Origin of the sequence: Mesorhizobium sp. M0514 (assembly GCF_040321145.1) — a bacterium.
In the GTDB taxonomy this organism is placed as follows: domain Bacteria; phylum Pseudomonadota; class Alphaproteobacteria; order Rhizobiales; family Rhizobiaceae; genus Mesorhizobium.
Map to the genome: position 1 here is coordinate 19,841 of NZ_JAMYQZ010000037.1, position 15,630 is coordinate 35,470.

Annotated in this window: 15 protein-coding genes and 1 pseudogene; 7 read left to right on the forward strand and 9 right to left on the reverse strand. The window is 62.5% G+C overall.

Features of this window, described 5'->3' with window-relative positions:
* Nucleotides 1-6: 6 nt before the first annotated feature.
* The 3 genes from NKI61_RS16905 (at nucleotide 7) to NKI61_RS16915 (ending at nucleotide 2,787) form a co-directional block, all read left to right on the forward strand.
* Nucleotides 7-501: a Rab family GTPase gene (locus tag NKI61_RS16905; RefSeq protein ID WP_023670316.1), complete on the forward strand. Its 495-nt coding sequence runs from the start codon at nucleotides 7-9 to the stop codon at nucleotides 499-501.
* A 3-nt stretch (nucleotides 502-504) separates the two neighbouring features.
* Nucleotides 505-1,575: an adenylate/guanylate cyclase domain-containing protein gene (locus tag NKI61_RS16910; protein ID WP_023747873.1), complete on the forward strand. Its 1,071-nt coding sequence runs from the start codon at nucleotides 505-507 to the stop codon at nucleotides 1,573-1,575.
* Nucleotides 1,576-1,719: 144 nt separating this feature from the next.
* Nucleotides 1,720-2,787: a cyclic nucleotide-gated potassium channel gene (locus tag NKI61_RS16915; RefSeq protein WP_023684786.1), complete on the forward strand. Its 1,068-nt coding sequence runs from the start codon at nucleotides 1,720-1,722 to the stop codon at nucleotides 2,785-2,787.
* A gap of 208 nt (nucleotides 2,788-2,995) precedes the next feature.
* Here the strand turns inward: NKI61_RS16915 and NKI61_RS16920 are convergent, their stop codons facing one another.
* From NKI61_RS16920 to NKI61_RS16950, 7 genes are all read right to left on the reverse strand, one after another.
* Nucleotides 2,996-3,724 (reverse strand): amino acid ABC transporter ATP-binding protein, encoded by a 729-nt coding sequence (locus NKI61_RS16920; protein ID WP_023670319.1) that lies wholly within the window; start codon nucleotides 3,722-3,724, stop codon nucleotides 2,996-2,998.
* A 71-nt stretch (nucleotides 3,725-3,795) separates the two neighbouring features.
* Nucleotides 3,796-4,470, reverse strand: a complete 675-nt coding sequence (locus tag NKI61_RS16925) for an amino acid ABC transporter permease (RefSeq protein WP_023684787.1) — start codon at nucleotides 4,468-4,470, stop codon at nucleotides 3,796-3,798.
* Nucleotides 4,467-5,144: an amino acid ABC transporter permease gene (locus NKI61_RS16930; protein WP_023695534.1), complete on the reverse strand. Its 678-nt coding sequence runs from the start codon at nucleotides 5,142-5,144 to the stop codon at nucleotides 4,467-4,469. Before NKI61_RS16930 ends, NKI61_RS16925 begins: the two co-directional genes overlap by 4 nt.
* Before the next feature lie 129 nt (nucleotides 5,145-5,273).
* Nucleotides 5,274-6,062 (reverse strand): ABC transporter substrate-binding protein, encoded by a 789-nt coding sequence (locus NKI61_RS16935; protein WP_023705203.1) that lies wholly within the window; start codon nucleotides 6,060-6,062, stop codon nucleotides 5,274-5,276.
* A 108-nt stretch (nucleotides 6,063-6,170) separates the two neighbouring features.
* Nucleotides 6,171-7,334 (reverse strand): saccharopine dehydrogenase family protein, encoded by a 1,164-nt coding sequence (locus NKI61_RS16940; RefSeq protein WP_023705202.1) that lies wholly within the window; start codon nucleotides 7,332-7,334, stop codon nucleotides 6,171-6,173.
* Nucleotides 7,331-7,840 carry an Lrp/AsnC family transcriptional regulator gene (locus NKI61_RS16945; RefSeq protein WP_023670324.1) on the reverse strand — a complete coding sequence of 170 codons (510 nt, stop codon included), beginning with the start codon at nucleotides 7,838-7,840 and terminating at the stop codon, nucleotides 7,331-7,333. Before NKI61_RS16945 ends, NKI61_RS16940 begins: the two co-directional genes overlap by 4 nt.
* A 102-nt stretch (nucleotides 7,841-7,942) precedes the next feature.
* On the reverse strand, nucleotides 7,943-8,674 hold the full coding sequence (locus tag NKI61_RS16950; protein WP_023705201.1) for a 3-keto-5-aminohexanoate cleavage protein: 732 nt from the start codon (nucleotides 8,672-8,674) through the stop codon (nucleotides 7,943-7,945).
* A gap of 200 nt (nucleotides 8,675-8,874) precedes the next feature.
* On the opposite strand from NKI61_RS16950, the gene NKI61_RS16955 reads away from it, so the two are divergent.
* The 3 genes and pseudogenes from NKI61_RS16955 (at nucleotide 8,875) to NKI61_RS16965 (ending at nucleotide 10,727) form a co-directional block, all read left to right on the forward strand.
* Complete coding sequence (locus NKI61_RS16955) at nucleotides 8,875-9,297, forward strand: OsmC family protein (protein ID WP_352840109.1); 423 nt, start codon at nucleotides 8,875-8,877, stop codon at nucleotides 9,295-9,297.
* 44 nt (nucleotides 9,298-9,341) lie between these two features.
* A complete protein-coding gene (locus tag NKI61_RS16960; RefSeq protein WP_023742360.1) occupies nucleotides 9,342-9,866 on the forward strand; it encodes a carboxymuconolactone decarboxylase family protein in 525 nt (174 codons plus the stop codon).
* A gap of 118 nt (nucleotides 9,867-9,984) precedes the next feature.
* Nucleotides 9,985-10,727: pseudogene (locus tag NKI61_RS16965) on the forward strand (2OG-Fe(II) oxygenase).
* A 52-nt stretch (nucleotides 10,728-10,779) separates the two neighbouring features.
* Here NKI61_RS16965 and NKI61_RS16970 read toward each other — a convergent pair.
* Nucleotides 10,780-11,094 (reverse strand): EthD family reductase, encoded by a 315-nt coding sequence (locus NKI61_RS16970; protein WP_023705197.1) that lies wholly within the window; start codon nucleotides 11,092-11,094, stop codon nucleotides 10,780-10,782.
* A 226-nt stretch (nucleotides 11,095-11,320) separates the two neighbouring features.
* Here NKI61_RS16970 and NKI61_RS16975 point away from each other — a divergent pair, with 226 nt between their 5' ends.
* Entirely contained in the window at nucleotides 11,321-12,943 is a 1,623-nt protein-coding gene (locus NKI61_RS16975; protein WP_023705196.1) for an ABC-F family ATP-binding cassette domain-containing protein, read from the forward strand.
* Between the two features lie 45 nt (nucleotides 12,944-12,988).
* On the opposite strand, the gene NKI61_RS16980 is transcribed toward NKI61_RS16975, so the two are convergent.
* A complete protein-coding gene (locus NKI61_RS16980) occupies nucleotides 12,989-15,610 on the reverse strand; it encodes a bifunctional diguanylate cyclase/phosphodiesterase (RefSeq protein WP_352840111.1) in 2,622 nt (873 codons plus the stop codon).
* Nucleotides 15,611-15,630 lie beyond the last annotated feature (20 nt).

The following is a 15,630-nucleotide window of genomic DNA, read 5'->3' on the forward strand; positions in this document are numbered from 1 at the left end:
CCCAACATGTTGCAAAAAAAGATCTGCATGCTGGGCGGTTTCGCTGTCGGAAAGACGAGTCTGGTCCGCAGGTTTGTGCAGAGCATCTTCTCAGAAACCTACTTGACCACCGTTGGAGTGAAAATCGACAAGAAGAGCGTCGCGCTCCCGGACAAAACCGTAGATCTGATTTTGTGGGATTTGGCCGGCGAAGACGATATCGGCTCATTCCGCGTCAGCTATGTTCGAGGTGCAACCGGGCTCGTGCTAGTCGTCGATGGAACCCGCGCTGCTACTCTTGCCGTGGCACTCACGCTGCGCGAACGGGTCGAGGCCGAATTCGGCGCCATGCCGTTCGTATTGCTGTTCAACAAGTCCGATCTGGCCGATCGGTGGGCGATATCGGATGGTGAGATCAACGAGTTGAGGCAACGTGGATGGCAAATCTATCTAACAAGTGCGCTTTCGGGCGAGCAGGTCGATGACGCCTTTCGTCAACTTGCCTTGATGGTCACCAAATAGACCATGCATGAATTGCCAAAAGAAGTCAGAAATTGGTTTTTCAATTTCTTCTTCGACGGGCACGCTGTCGCTTATCTGAAAATCGACGCTGAGCTTTGCATAGCTGCCAAGGGCGGTAATGTTGAACATTACGGGCTGTCATCGCTTCGCATCGGCAAGCCTGTTGCGGGGCAGCTTGAATTCATGGAAGGTTTGCTGCCTTGCCCGGAGCTTCCGTTTCGCATGGACATGATCGAACTGCCCGGCGGGCGTGTCGCCGACCTTCATTTTTTTGCTGACAATGCGTGCGTGTGGCTGCTTTTTCTGGACGCCACTGCCGAACGAGACAACAGGCAGCGGCTTCAACAGAAGGCCTATGAAATGACGCTCCTGCAAGAGAGGGAGCGTCAACTCAACGAAAAATTGCAATCGACGAACGAGGCACTGAGAAAGAGCCAGGAGGGATTGGCGCGTGAATACCAGCGCGCCGAAACCCTGCTCCTCAACATTCTTCCGGCATCCATCGCGGAGCGGTTGAAAGCGCAAAAGAAAATTGCCGACAACCACGCGGAGGTGAGTGTGCTTTTTGCCGACATCGTCGGCTTTACCGAAAGAGCGCGAAGCGTCGGAGCCGTGACGACGCTCGCTATTTTAAATTACTTCTTCAGGGCGGCGGACCGGCTCTCGGAACGATACGGCTGCGAAAAAATCAAGACAATCGGCGATTGTGTGATGGTGGTCTCTGGCTTGCCCACCGCGCGATCCGATCATGCAAAAGCCCTCACGCGCTATGCGATTGAGCTGCGCAAGGCGGTAAGGCGGGAACGCTTCGCAGGAGAACCGATAAGGCTGAGAATTGGAATTCACTCAGGACCGATCGTCGCCGGTGTCATAGGCAAGAGGCGGTTCGCCTATGACCTGTGGGGTGAGACCGTTAATCTCGCCTCACGTATTCAAACGTCCGCGGAGCCCGATGAAATCCGTATTTCCGATGCAACTTACCAACTGCTTGGACCGAAATTTGCTTGCGACCCACTCGATGAAACGGAATTGCGCGGTGCGGGTCGCGTGCGAATGTGGCGGCTCCCGAGCTGATCCGTCGCCTGCGGTGCGACCGTGGAGCGCCGATAGCGGCGCCCGAAAGCCATTGGCGTGACCTGATCTTGCGATCGCAAAGCACCCTTTGCGCTTGCCCGGAAGGCCTCTATTCTGGAGCACAGTGGCCGCTGGTGGGATAGAATGTCGGTACTGCCTTTTCTGAGAATCTACGCACCGCTAAATGCGGTGCTCGCTGCGCCTGGGCTTCTGGCGGTGGCTGCGCTCACGATGCCGAACATGTCCGGACGAAGCAGACTGGCTCTGGCTGCCGTGCTCGCTGTCATTTGGGCCGCCTATCTTCTGCAGATGGCCGAGACCCTGCTCAAGCGCTGGGCGGGAGACCTCAGGGACAGGACGCCGGCAATCGCGATCGATGTGCTCGCGGTTTTGGTTCCAGTCGCCGCATTTCTGCTCGACGGCACGCCCGACCGGAGCCTCTACTGTGCTGTCTGGCTGCTGAAGCCGCTGCGCGACTCGACCTTCTTCCCGCTGCTTGGCAGGGTTCTGGCCAACGAAGCGCGCAACCTGGTCGGCGTCACCACGGTCTTCGGCCTGGTTCTGTTCGGTGTCGCACTCGCGGCCTATGTCATCGAGCGCGACGTCCAACCGGAAAAGTTCGGCAGCATCCCCGAGACAATGTGGTGGGCGGTGGTCACGCTGTCCACTACCGGCTACGGCGACGACATTCCGCAAAGCTTCGCCGGCCGCGTCCTTGCCGGGGCTGTCATGATGTGTGGCATCGGCATCTTCGGGCTCTGGGCCGGCATTCTTGCCTCCGGCTTTTATCAAGAAGTCCGTCGCGAGGATTTCGTCCGCAATTGGCAATTGATTGCCGGCGTTCCGTTGTTTCAGAAGCTTGGCCCGGCCACGCTGGTCGAGATCGTGCGCGCGTTAAGACCCCGCACGGTGCCGGCGGGCGCCGTGATCTGCCGCAGCGGCGAGACCGGCGATCGGATGTTCTTCGTCGTGGAGGGCCGCGTCAGCGTCGCGACGCCGAACCCGGTGGAGCTTGGCCCTGGCGCCTTCTTCGGCGAGATGGCGCTGATCAGCGGCGAACCGCGTATGGCGACCGTCACTGCCGCAACTTCGGTCTCACTCCTGTCGCTGCACGCGGCGGATTTCCAGATGCTGTGCAGCAGCAGCCCGGAGATCGCGGAAATCATCCGCAGGACCGCGCTCGAGCGGCGCGGCGCGGCGCCGGTGGCTTGACCGTACAGCCGATGGTGGCCCGGCTGGAACTGGATGGTACGGCTCTATCGACCACGCGCGAAGGTTCTGGACGGCACGTGGAAGGACCAGAGGCGTAGCCGGAGACCTAAACGTAGCCGATCCACTCTACCGGCGGCTCGTTTTTTTGGCGCTGTGCGTCGACAGTTCCTGCCCCGCGGCCTTTCGGACGACCGGCTTTGGCTAAACTCTAATGCCTTAGAATCTTGCTTAGAAAAGCCCGGCTGCGGTCGGTCTTCGGGTCGGAGAAAAACGCCTCCGGCGTGCCGCTTTCGACGATGGCGCCGGCGTCCATGAACACCACGCGCTGCGCCACCTTGCGGGCAAAGCCCATTTCGTGCGTTACCACCATCATGGTCATGCCTTCCTCGGCCACCGCGACCATGACGTCGAGCACTTCGGAAATCATCTCGGGATCGAGCGCCGAGGTCGGTTCGTCAAACAGCATGATCTTGGGGCGCATGCCGAGGCAGCGTGCGATGGCCACACGCTGCTGCTGGCCGCCGGACAACTGTGACGGGTATGCATTGACCTTGTCAGCGAGGCCGACCTTGGCCAGCAAGTCGCGCCCGGCCTGCTCGGCCTCGGCGCGGGGGATCTTGCGCACATGGATCGGTGCCAGCGTGACGTTTTCCAGCGCCGTCTTGTGCGGGTAGAGGTTGAACGACTGGAAGACGAAGCCGATCTCGGTGCGCAACTGCGTCATGTTGGTGGCGGGGTCGCCGAGGCGCTGGCCGTCGACGACGAGGTCGCCATCCTTGATCGCTTCCAGGCCGTTGATGCAGCGGATCAGCGTCGACTTGCCCGAACCACTTGGGCCGCAGACGACGACCACTTCGCGCGGCTCGACGCTGAGCGTGATGTCCTTCAGCACATTGAGCGAGCCGAACCATTTGTTGACGCCGCGAAAGTCGATCATGCCCGTTTCGGTCAGGTTTGGTTTGGTCGGGCTCGGATTGGTCATGGCGGTCAGCCCTTTGGGGTTCGATGTCACAGCTGCACCTCGCCATGCGCCGCGCCCATGCGTCGCTCCAACCGGCGGGCGAGCATGATCAGCGGATAGCAGACGACGAAATAGCCGACGCCGACCAGGAAGAAGACCAGCAGGCCGTTGGGCACACGCTGCACCACAAGCCAGCCGACGCGGGTGAGGTCGGTCAGCCCGATCGCCGAGACGACGGAGGAATCCTTGATCAAGAGTACATATTGCCCGACCAGCGGCGGCAGCACGATGCGCATCGCCTGCGGCAGCACCACCTGGCGCATGCGTTGCCAGCGCGACAGGCCAGACGCCAGAGCTGCCTCAACCTGGCCGGTCGGCACCGAGCGGATGCCGGCGGCGACGATCTCGCAGATGAAGCACGCGGCGAGGTTGGTGAGCGCGATGATGCCGGCGGTGAAGGCATCGAGCTCGATGCCGAATTCCGGCAGGATGAAGAAGATCAGGAAGATCTGCACCAGGAACGGCGTGCCGCGGATCAGGTCGACCCAGGCCCCGATCACGCTCGAGATCAGCCGGTTGCCGCCGGTGCGCAATATGCCGAGGCCGAAGCCAAGCAGCGTGCCCAGCACCAGGCTGATCGCCGACAGCATCACGGTCATGCCAAGGCCGCGCAAGGCGAGGGGGTAGCTGCCGGCCAGGCTTTGCAGCTGTTGCCAGATCATGTGCTGCTCCTTGCCGGCTGCAGACCGAGCCACCGACTGGACAGCCCCGCCAGTCCTTTGAGGCAGTAATAGAGCAGCAGATAGAAAGCGGCGATGGTGAGAAAGCCTTCCGCCGGCATGAAGCGGTCGGACGCCAGCAACTGGCCGGCGCGCGTCAGTTCGGAAACCGAGATCAGCGACAAAAGCGCGGAATCCTTGACCAGCACGATCGCCTGGCCGAGCAGCGGCGGGATCGTCACCTTGAAGGCTTGCGGCAGGATGACCAGGCGCATGCGCTGGACATAGGTCATTCCCGAGGCAACCCCGGCCTCGACCTGGCCGCGCGGGATCGACAGGATGCCGGCGCGGATGATTTCCGCGACATAGGCGCCGCTGTTCAGCGACAAAGCGATGATGCCGACGACGAGCTCGGGCAGGACGAAGCCGAGACGCGGCAGGCCGAAATAGAGGAAGTAGAGCTGCGCCAGCAACGGCGTGGCGCGCACGGCATCGATATAGCCCTTGGCCAGCACGCGAAACAGCTGGCCGCGCTGCAGGTTCATGGCGGCGAGCACGATGCCGACGGCCAGCGCGCCCGCAAAAGACAGCGCCGACAGCCACACGGTCGTGATCAGACCCTGCCCGAACAGCGGCAGATATTCGACGATGGTGCGGAAGCTGAAATTTTCGAGCATGGCGGTGAATTGTGAATGGTGAATGGGCAGTAGTGAGTAGTGAGTGGTGAGCAGTGAAGGGCGTCCGGAATGGCCATTCACCATTCACCATTCACTACTTCCTACTCACTACTCCCTGCTTACCTCTGCTTAGTGATCCTTCTTCCAGGCGTCGGAATTGACCCAGTAGTCGAGGTTCTTCTGCAGGCGGCCGTCGATGCTGACCTGGTTGAGGAACAGGTTCATCCAGATCAACAGGTCCGGCTCGTCGTAGCGGGTGGCGAAGGCAAGCGGCTCCTTCGACAACAGGTCCGGCATGATGGTGAAGGTGCCGGCGGGATAGGCTGTCGACTGACCCTTGACCGCCGAGACGTCGTTGACGCCGCAATCGGCCTGGCCGTTGTTGACTGCGTCGAGCAGCAGCGGGCCGCCGCCCTTGTAGCTCTTGATGTCGGCATCCGGGAAGGCGTTCTTGGCTTCCTTTTCGCCGGTGGCGCCTAACAGCACGGCGATCTTGGTGCCCTTGGCCTTGCAGTCCTCGGTTGTCTTGAACTTGCTGTCGGCCTTGGTGAAGACGGTGCTGCCCGTATACATGTAAGGTGTGGTGAAGGCGACCTTCATGCCGCGCGCCAGCGTCGGCGTCATGTCGGCGACGAGCAGGTCGGCCTTGCCCGAAAGCAGCGCCGGGATCAGCCCGTCCCAATCATAGTCGAGGAAGGTGATCTTGACGCCCATTTCCTTGGCCATCAGTTCGGCGAGTTCGACCGAACTGCCGGTGCGCTCGCCGGCCGCGCCGACCAGCGAGAAGGGAGGTCCTTGCGTCTGTACCGCGACGCGCAGTTCGCCGCGCTTGGTGATCTCGTCGAGCGTTCCGGCACTGGCAGCAGCGGTCAGGCCCGCAAGCGCAAGTCCGGCGATGAAAAGTCTGGCAATCTTCATTTGGCATTCCTCCTGTTATCGTTGTTGTTCCACTTTGTTATTCCACCCTTTTGGGTGTTTTTTGAGCGGCGGCACCGTTTTCCGGCGGCAGCCACCGTTCGAAAATCCTCAGTCCCAGGCCACCGTCTCGGCAACCTTGATGCCACGCCTGGCCAGCTCGTCGAAGAACGGCCCGTCCGGCACATGCAGCAGCGGGTTCAAAAGCCCTGGTGTGGCGATCTCGCGCCGCGCCAGCATCTGCGCCACGATGCTGGCGGGATAGCCGACGCCAAGGCTCATGCCGAACAGGCCTGATGCCAGGTCGCGTTCGATGATCAGGTCCGACGTCACCGTTTTGGCGCGGCCGCCTTCGAGACCGGAAAAGACATTGCGCATCACGCAAAGGTCCTTCTCGTCGGCGCCATATTGCAGTTGCGGGCCGAGCAGACGGCCGAGAAATTCGCGTGGGCTGGCGCCGGTGCCGGGCACCTTGTCTTCGGAGAGGAAGCCGAGTTCCTTCAGCGGCGCCCAGAACGCCGACCATCCCGGCCAGCGCAGCGTATAGCGGCCCGAGCGTTGCAATCCCTTGGCGGCTGCCAGCATCTCGACATAGTGCAGAGCGTCGCCATTGGGGAAAGCTTCCAGCCGGCCGAGGCCCGCGACCTCGATCTCGTGGATGAAGGCATTGTCGTGCTGTCGGCCGGCCGGCACTTCGACGCGCTTGCCATACTCGATCATCACGCTGTCGCGGTTCTGGCTGACCAGAACCATGTCGAAATTCCAGCTTACCTTGTAGCAGAGCGGCTTGGCCATCGCCTTCGGTTCGGGGATGCCGCCGCAATAGGAATCGATCGAAGAAATCGTAGAGAACTGCTTTGCGGCGCGCGCATAGAGCACGAGGTCGATGCCGGGGTCGAGCCCGCATTCGGTCATGATCGAAACGCCGGCCTGTGCAGCCTCCGGCGCCAGATCGGCAATCGCCTTGCCGTAGTTGGTGGTGACCAGCGGCGTGCGCGTTGCGATCGCGGCCTGCACCGCCTCGCGCATCAATGGCTGCGGCAGCAGATCGATGGCGGCGTCGACATCCGCCAGCACGGTGGCAAGCGCCGGACCGATCGCGCCCTCGGGCATGACGAAACGCACGCGGGAAAGGTCGGTCAGCCCGGCAAGCCGGGCAGGGCCGTCAGCCGACGTATCGACGCAGACGACTTCCTCGACACCGGCGCTGGCGACGAGATCGGCGATGGCCGCCCGTCCCTGCAGGCCGAGGCCGCCGAGAACAGCTATTCTCATGCCGGCTCCTTGCGTGACGGTGTTTCTTCCGACCAGCAGCCTTCGGGAAGGCTGACCCATTTGTTGCATGAAGCCATGACGACGAAGGTTTCGCTGCGCACGACTTCCCCGGGAATGCCGGCGCCCGGAATCAGCTCGCTGGTGATGCGGTAGAGGTCGGCGACATCGCCGGCGACGGTCACGTCGACGATGATGTCGAAGCGCCCGGTAACCACCGAGGCCGAGTTGACGAAAGGCAGTTCGGCAATGCGCTGCGCCAGTTCCCGGGCGCGGCCACGTCCCTGAGCGTTGATGCCGACAATGGCCGAGATCAACTCGGGGCGTTCGGTCAGATTGAGCAGCCCGACGATCTTCAAGAGGTTGCGGTCGAGCAGATTGCGCAACCTTGAGCGCACCGTCGGCACCGAGATCGCCATCGTCTCGGCGAGCCGGTTGATGCCGGGCTGGGCATCCTGCGACAACAGCTTTACCAGCCGTCGATCGGTTTGATCGAGATGCTCACGCAAAAGGCAAGGCTTTCATAAAGGAGAAAAATGTGGTGGAATTTCTTCCTGATATGAAAATAGCCTACGAGATATTTATAATAACAGCAAGAGGTCAGTTTGTTGCTACGCTGATCGAATGGACTGGAACATCGCCACGGCTGCCGCCGTCAGCGCGGCATTGCCGGCCGCAACCGTGCCATCCGGCAGATGCTTCCCATCCTCCAGCCCGACGCGCGTCGACCAGTCGCGATCCGCGGCACGGCGCACGAACGGCCACACCGTCGCGTTCTCGCCATGCAGCAGGATGGCACGGCGAATGCCGGCGCGCTCCAGGACCTGTTCGATGCCGCCGGCGACCGCAAAAGCCTCGTCTAGCGTCTGCTCGGAAATCTCGATCAGCACGCGCAGCACGCGCCCGCCATGGTCGAGGCCGACCAGCCGCTCGGCGTCGGCGACCGACGCCAGACCCGCCTCGATGCCGATGCCGCGCTGCCGCAGGCTCTCCATGACGATAGGCGCGGCCGCCTCGCTGAGATTGACCGAGGCATAGTCCGGCAATTCGCGCCAGCCGGCGATGGCGACCAGCGTGCTTGTATCGTCATTCTCGATCCAGGCGCCGGTGGAGACGCCGATCAGCGTACCGGGGCAGGCACGGCGCAGCCCTGCGATGGTCGGATCCATCGCTGCCGGCGCAAGGCTCTCGCGGCGGTCCGCGCTGCGGGCATGGACATGCAGCTCAGCTGCGCCCGCGGCAATCGAAGCCGCCCCGTCGCGCGCCATAGCGTCGGAGTCGAGCGGCAGTGTGGGGTGAAAATCGGCGGCGCGCGCGCCATTGATGCAGGCCTGGACGATCATGGCTCTCGCGATCCTGTTGCGGATCGCGCGAGCCTACCGCAGGGCAGGGCGGAGAGGGAACGGGCGTGGTGAAGATTGCTGACAGGGTGCCGCTTCTGCGGAGGTTGCGGTATCGGCCCAGGACATACCATATAGCGGGACAGGACACGCCACGGGCGATCCTTACCCCTTTGCCGGACTGCCGGCCAGAAGGATTTGCGATGGCTGAGTTGAAGGTCAGGACCCGCGTCACCGGCGCGACGGCGACGCTGCAGCCCGGCGGCTTGCCGGCTGTCACGACGCCGACCGGCGGCGCGGTCGACGTAGTCACCGGCGTGAGCGCGCCGGGCTTCAATCCGCTCGACCTGCTCTACGCCTCGCTCGCCGCCTGCATGGTTCTGAGCGCGCGCATCGCCGCCTCGCGCCTCGGGGTTGCCGCCGCGCTTGGCGAGGTGCGCGCCGAGGTCAGCGGCGAGAAGGCCAAGGACGAGCCGTCGCGCGTCGAAAGGCTCAATATCAGGCTCGACATCTCAGGCGATCTCGACGCTGCGACCAAGCAGCGGATCGTCGAGGACGCCGAAGCGACCTGCACGGTGTCCAACACGCTGCGCGCCGCGCCGCACTTGCATACGACGCTTGGGTGAGGGTGTCGCAGAATGCCTCCCTACCACCAACCAAGGACCGTCCCATGGCCATGATCCCGCCGATCGACTACGCCTCGGCATCGCAAGAGATCCGCGCCGAGCACGACAGGGAACTTGGCCTGCGCGGGCGCATGACCAACATGAAGCGCATCCTGCTGCATTCACCGGCGGCCCACCGCATCTATGCCGAATGGTTCGCCCTGCGCGATCTGCTCAAGCCCACGCTCGACGACCGCGCCATCTGGCTGTTGTCGCTGGCGGTCTCCGAGAGATGCCGCGCCGAGATACCGCTTACCTTCTTCCGCCGCGCGCTGATCGATGGTGGCCTTGATCCCGAGGCAATCCAGCCAACTTCCGACGAGGCGTTGCTGATCGAATTTGGCAAGGCAGTCGCCGCCGATGCCAACGCCGTTCCCGACGATGTCTGGGCGGCAATCAAGGCTCGCTACGACGACACACTGCTGGTCAACCTCGTCGCCTTCGCCGGCGTCATGGTGGCGACCTGCTTGTTCACGAATGCGGTGCGCGTTGATCTCGACCCGGAGCTGGAGGTGTATCGCAAGCGGTGAAGCGCGTTTTCCCTTCTCCCACAGGGGGCGAAGGGGAAGATCGCGCTTCACCTCCGCAGCAATCGGGTGGTTCACGCCCGCCGTTCGCCCCACTTTGATCACATCAAAGGAGGCATCGATGACCATCCATTCGATAAGCACCAAACGCGCAGCCCATTCGGCCGAAGCGCGCGTCGCAGCGCAGGACTGGAGTGCTCTGATCGGCGAACTGAACAGCCACGGCAGCACCGTCATGCCGGCGCTGCTTTCACCCGAGGAGTGCACCGAGATCGCCGGTCTCTATCCGCATGAGGACCATTTCCGCAGCCATGTGGTGATGGCCCGCCATGGCTTCGGCAAGGGCGAGTACCGCTATTTCCGCTATCCGTGCCGGATCTGGTCGGTGGCCTGCGCACCGCGCTCTATCCCAGGCTGGCCGGCGTCGCCAACGACTGGAACGAACGCATGGGCGCGGCACGGCGCTATCCCGATGACCACGCCGCCTTCCTCCAGCTTTGCCACGAAAGCGGCCAAACGCGGCCGACGCCGCTTCTCCTGCAATATGGCCCCGGCGACTTCAACTGCCTCCATCAGGACCTCTACGGCGATCTCGCTTTTCCCCTGCAGGTGGCGATCCTGTTGTCGCAGCCCGGCGAGGATTTCACCGGCGGCGAATTCGTCCTGACCGAACAGCGCCCGCGCATGCAAAGCCGTGCCGAAGTGGTGCCGCTGACCCGGGGCGATGCGGTGATCTTTGCTGTCCACAACCGCCCGGTGCAAGGCACGAAAGGCCATTACCGCGTCAACCTCAGGCACGGCGTCAGCCGCCTGCGCTCCGGCAGGCGGCATACGGTGGGAATCATCTTCCACGACGCGAAGTAACGTCGTCCGCTTCGGCGCGGCTCCTTCGTTCCACTCCGAGATCGGCTAAGATTCACACTTGGTCGACGTCGAACAGGAGCATCGTCAAGTCATCGTCTCCTGGGGCGAGTATACGCCGGTCAGCGGCGCAGGCAATGCCGATTTCGGTGGCAAATGCGCTCTGCATATCGGCGAGGCTGTCGAAATAGAGTGTCCCGACCAGATACGGAATCTCGCCCGCCGAGCGCTTGATGATGGGCCGCCTGCTGATGTCGTAGCGCCGCAGTCCGGGAAGCTTCTTGGCCAGCGGCACATGAACCTCGAAATAGTGCCGGTCGAACGCCTCCGGATCAGCCGGGGTTTTGTAGATCACGAGCATCTTGGCCATCGTCATATTCCTGCCTGTTGGTGTCGCTGTTTGGGGGCCATGCAGGCCGCCGTGCCAATGTCGTTCCGCGAGGGCGGTTTTCGACAATCGCTGGATTTTTGTTTCGGGCGCGATGACGGGTCCTCGCCACCATCTGTGGCGCTTCTGCCTCTTTCCTCCTTGCGCTCATTCGCGTATGGCCCCGGGCAAATCCCTCAACTTTGCACCAACTCCCCCGGACCGCCTCATGATCCGTCTTGAAAGCATCAGCAAGCAGAACGGCCGCCAGCTTGTCTTCATCGAGGCCTCGGCCTCGCTACAGAAGGGCGAGAAGGTCGGCCTTGTCGGGCCGAACGGCGCCGGCAAGACGACGCTGTTTCGCATGATCACCGGCCAGGAGCAGCCCGACGAGGGCCAGGTGCAGGTCGATCGCGGCGTCACCATCGGCTATTTCAGCCAGGATGTCGGCGACATGGCGGGCCATAGTGCTGTGGCCGAAGTGATGAACGGCGCCGGGCCGGTCAGCGACGTGGCGGCCGAAATGGCCGAACTCGAGGCGGCCATGGCCGACCCCGAACAGGCCGACCGGATGGAGGAGGTCATCGAGAAGTACGGTGAGGCGCAGCATCGTTTCGAAGAGCTCGACGGCTATGCGCTCGATGGCCGCGCCCGCGAAGTGCTGGACGGCCTGGGCTTCAGCCAGGAAATGATGGATGGCGATGTCGGCAAGCTGTCCGGCGGCTGGAAGATGCGCGTGGCGCTGGCCCGCATCCTGTTGATGCGGCCCGACGTCATGCTGCTCGACGAACCGTCCAACCATCTCGATCTCGAAAGCCTGATCTGGCTGGAGCAGTTCCTGAAAGGTTATGAGGGCGCGCTGCTGATGACCTCGCACGACCGCGAGTTCATGAACCGCATCGTCAACAAGGTGGTCGAGATCGACGCCGGTTCGCTCACCGCCTATTCCGGCAATTACGAATTCTACCAGCAGCAGCGGGCGATCGCCGACAAGCAGCAGCAGGCGCAGTTCGAGCGCCAGCAGGCCATGCTGGCCAAGGAGATCGCTTTCATCGAGCGCTTCAAGGCGCGGGCGTCACACGCCGCCCAGGTGCAGAGCCGGGTGAAGAAGCTCGACAAGATCGATCGTGTCGAGCCGCCCAAGCGCCGTCAGATCGTGAATTTCGATTTTCAGCCGGCGCCGCGCTGCGGCGAGGATGTCGTGACGCTGAAGAACGTCCACAAGGGCTATGGCAGCCGCTCGATCTATGAGGGGCTGGACTTCCAGGTCCGCCGCCGCGAGCGCTGGTGCATCATGGGCGTCAACGGCGCCGGCAAGTCGACACTGCTGAAGCTGGTGGCCGGCGCGTCTGACCCGGATGCCGGCACAGTTGCTCGGGGGCCGAGTGTGAAAATGGGCTATTTCGCCCAGCACGCCATGGAGGTGTTGGAGGGCGAACGCACCGTGTTCCAGACGCTGGAGGACGCGTTTCCGCAAGCCGGCCAGGCGCCGCTCAGGGCACTCGCCGGCTGCTTCGGCTTTTCCGGCGACGAGATCGAGAAGAAATGCCGGGTTCTGTCAGGCGGCGAAAAGGCGCGCCTGGTGATGGCGCTGATGCTGTTCGATCCGCCCAATCTTCTGGTGCTCGACGAGCCGACCAACCACCTCGACATCGCGACCAAGGAGATGCTGATCACGGCGCTGTCGCAATACGAAGGCACCATGCTGTTCGTCTCGCACGACCGCCATTTCCTGGCCGCACTCTCCAACCGCGTGCTGGAACTGACGCCAGAAGGCATCCACACCTATGGCGGCGGCTATACCGAATATGTGGAGAGGACCGGGCACGAGGCGCCGGGGCTGCGGACCTGACGCAGGTCCTGCGTCCGCATTTGCGTCCAGCAAAGCCAGGATTTGTCAGCTCGCCGCCAGCCATTTGCGCGACTGCGCGAAGGCCTTGAAGGCTTTGGCATCCATCGGGTAGCCGAACAGGAAGCCTTGCAGGATGTCGCAGCCAAGCTCTTTCAGGATGCGCGCGTGCTCCATCGTCTCGACGCCCTCGGCGATCACTTCGATCCCGAGCGACTTGCCGATGTCGATGATGGACGACACAAGCTGCCGCTGTGCGGTTGAGCTGGTGATGGGGGTGACCAGCTGGCGGTCGATCTTGAGGCGACGGGGCCGCAACTTCAACAGCGAGACGATCGAGGCATGCCCGGTGCCGAAATCGTCGATCTCGACGTCGATGCCGAGCCCCTTGATGTGTTCGATGTTCCAGCTGACCAGCTCGTCGTTTTCGTCGAGGAAAATCGACTCCACCAGTTCGAACGACACGGTCCCTTCCTTGATGGGAAGCTTGCGCAAACCCTTGATCAGATCCCTGTCTTCCAGGCGCCTGGCGGAAACGTTGACCGAGACGCGCGGGATGTTGAGGTGGCTGCGCGACCAACGCTCAAAATTATCGAGCGCCTGCTCCAGGACGGTGCGGTCGATAAGCGCCACGACATTAAGTTCTTCAGCCACCTTGATGTAGGCGTCGGGAGTCAGCATGCCGCGTTGCGGATGATCCCAACGCGACAGCGCCTCGACGCCAACGATCTCCAGCGTCTTGGCGTCGAACTGCGGCTGATAGTAGACGATGAATTCGTTCCGCTCGAGCCCGCCCAGAATCTCGTCGGCGGTCTGCTTGGTCCGCACGATCTCGCTCTGCAGCTCTTCGTTGAAAAACTCGTAGCGGTTGCGGCCGCGGCCTTTCGCCCGGTACAGCGCCAGATCGGCATTGACAAGCAACTGCCTTGCATCGACGCCGCTATTGGCCGCAATGCCGATGCTGACGCCGAACCGGCACTGGTGACCCAGATAGTCGACCGGCTGGCGCATCGCATCGATAATGTGGTCGGCCAGCGCGGCGAGTTCCTTGTCGTCGCGTCCATGGCTCAGCACGACAAACTCGTCGCCGCCGATGCGCGCAACGAAATCGGCACTGCCGACGCTGGCCTCGATGACTTTCGAAGCATGCACCAGCAATGCATCGCCCGCTGCATGGCCGAGCGTGTCGTTGATCTGCTTGAACCGGTCAAGGTCGAGATGCAGCAACGCCGCGCGGCCGTCGGCTTCGCGGTTTTCGGCAAGCATCTCGTCCAGATACCGACGGTTGGGCAGACCGGTCAGCGAATCATGCATCGCGACATGCTCGATGCGGGCTTTGGCCAGGTTCAGTTCGGCATTTTTCGATTCTGAAAGGCGACGTTCACGCACGAGATTCTCGTTGAGCAGCACGTCGCCTGTCACATCCCATTCGGCGCCGATCATTTTTGGCGTGCCGTCGATGTCCCGGAAGAAACTGGCGCGGGTGCGCACATGGCGAATGGTGCCGTCCGGCCGCAGGAGCCGATACTGCGAAGAGTAGGGGCCTTGTGTTGCAACAGCCGAATCGAAATCTGCTTTAGCCCGTTCGAAGTCTTGGGGATGGATCGCCAGCGCCCAGTCGTCATAGCTACGGGTCTTGCCGCCGCCGGGTTTGCCATAGATTTCGTTGATGCGGTCGTCCCATACGAGTTCGTTGCTGACGGTATCGTGCTCCCACACGCCTATAGCAGAGGCTTCCAACGCCAACTCCAGCCGGCGGGACAGGCGCCTCAACTCGGCGTCACTTTTCTGCCGCTCACCGAAAAGACGTCCTGCCACGAGGATCGGCAGCACCACCAGCGCGCCGGCAAGCGCCATGAGCAGACGCAACAGCCACTCATTTTTCGGAGCGGTCGGCCAGCCGCCCTTCGGTATGGCTGAAATTTGCCAGGAGCCTGAAGGCAATTGCACCTCTGCCATCACCGGATTGCCGGACACGACATTATCGCCGCCGAAGAACAGTTCCCCGCCGCCGCCGAGCGCATCCTTGCCGATAAGCGCCACATCGATATCCAGATCAGGGTCGGTCAGTCCGCTGGCAGCGTAGAGCCGATCGACATCGATCACGGCCGAGACGATACCCCAGAAACGGTCGCCGCCGCCCGCCGTCGGCACGAAGACCGGGATACGGCCGATGAAGCCACGTCCGCCTTGCGCCAGTTTGACCGGCCCGGCGAGCACCAGCGCGCGCTGGTCACGGGCGCGAAGCGCGGCCATGCGTTGCGTATCGCTCTTGCGGTAGTCCAGCCCGATGGCTTTTTCATTGCCTTCCAGCGGATATATCAGCGCGATGACGAGGTCGGGCGCACCGGCAATATCGCGCAACTGCGATTTTTGCTCGAACAGATTGCGGGCGAGTGCCGCAAATCTTTGCTGGCCCATATAGGGCTCGGTAACGATTGTCGAAACGAGACCCTGAACCAGCTGGAGATTGCCGCCTATGTTGCCTTCGAGCTTGGCACGTATGATGTTGACCTTGGCCAGGACGTCGGCGCGCGCCAGCTGATCGGAGACCTCTCTGTTCCTCTGGTCGGCAACCAGGGCGCAGACGAGAAGCACGACAAAGGCAATCGCCGCCGGCAAGTTGGCGGAAGAAAAAACGGCCCGTTTAAACCGGCCGGAATTGAGCATTGCGCCTGCCAACTCGATCC

Coding starts and splice junctions, on each gene's coding strand:
- NKI61_RS16905 (WP_023670316.1), top strand. CDS start 7: ATGTTGCAAAAAAAGATCTGCATGCTGGGCGGTTTCGCTGTCGGAAAG.
- NKI61_RS16910 (WP_023747873.1), top strand. CDS start 505: ATGCATGAATTGCCAAAAGAAGTCAGAAATTGGTTTTTCAATTTCTTC.
- NKI61_RS16915 (WP_023684786.1), top strand. CDS start 1,720: ATGTCGGTACTGCCTTTTCTGAGAATCTACGCACCGCTAAATGCGGTG.
- NKI61_RS16920 (WP_023670319.1), bottom strand. CDS start 3,724: ATGATCGACTTTCGCGGCGTCAACAAATGGTTCGGCTCGCTCAATGTG.
- NKI61_RS16925 (WP_023684787.1), bottom strand. CDS start 4,470: ATGATCTGGCAACAGCTGCAAAGCCTGGCCGGCAGCTACCCCCTCGCC.
- NKI61_RS16930 (WP_023695534.1), bottom strand. CDS start 5,144: ATGCTCGAAAATTTCAGCTTCCGCACCATCGTCGAATATCTGCCGCTG.
- NKI61_RS16935 (WP_023705203.1), bottom strand. CDS start 6,062: ATGAAGATTGCCAGACTTTTCATCGCCGGACTTGCGCTTGCGGGCCTG.
- NKI61_RS16940 (WP_023705202.1), bottom strand. CDS start 7,334: ATGAGAATAGCTGTTCTCGGCGGCCTCGGCCTGCAGGGACGGGCGGCC.
- NKI61_RS16950 (WP_023705201.1), bottom strand. CDS start 8,674: ATGATCGTCCAGGCCTGCATCAATGGCGCGCGCGCCGCCGATTTTCAC.
- NKI61_RS16955 (WP_352840109.1), top strand. CDS start 8,875: ATGGCTGAGTTGAAGGTCAGGACCCGCGTCACCGGCGCGACGGCGACG.
- NKI61_RS16960 (WP_023742360.1), top strand. CDS start 9,342: ATGGCCATGATCCCGCCGATCGACTACGCCTCGGCATCGCAAGAGATC.
- NKI61_RS16970 (WP_023705197.1), bottom strand. CDS start 11,094: ATGGCCAAGATGCTCGTGATCTACAAAACCCCGGCTGATCCGGAGGCG.
- NKI61_RS16975 (WP_023705196.1), top strand. CDS start 11,321: ATGATCCGTCTTGAAAGCATCAGCAAGCAGAACGGCCGCCAGCTTGTC.
- NKI61_RS16980 (WP_352840111.1), bottom strand. CDS start 15,610: ATGCTCAATTCCGGCCGGTTTAAACGGGCCGTTTTTTCTTCCGCCAAC.